Below are 247 nucleotides of genomic sequence, written 5' to 3'. Positions count from 1 at the left end.
TTGCCAGCAACCCCGAGTAAAGTACGGCTTCATTCGTGATCACCAAGATGAATTTTCTATTACGACGATGTGCCGCCTTTTTAAGCTGCGCCGAAGTGGTTTTTATGCGTGGTTAAAAAAGCCCTTAAGCGATAGAGCGCTTGAAGATAATCGTTTGCTGAAGCTCATTAAAGAGTTTTATGTAGCCAGTGGCGGCACGTATGGTAGCCCTTGGATACATGCAGACTTGCGTGAAGCAGGTGAGCAA

Annotated in this window: 1 protein-coding gene; it reads left to right on the top strand. The window is 46.2% G+C overall.

Annotated features, from left to right (window positions below):
* Nucleotides 1-247 (top strand): IS3 family transposase (locus AN389_RS19860; RefSeq protein ID WP_327077945.1); only part of this gene is annotated, 247 nt, incomplete at both ends.

It is taken from the genome of Pseudoalteromonas sp. P1-7a (assembly GCF_001401855.1).
Taxonomy (GTDB): Bacteria; Pseudomonadota; Gammaproteobacteria; order Enterobacterales; family Alteromonadaceae; genus Pseudoalteromonas.
Note: the sequence above shows the minus strand (reverse complement) of the source record. Positions and strands in the feature narration are given on the sequence as shown.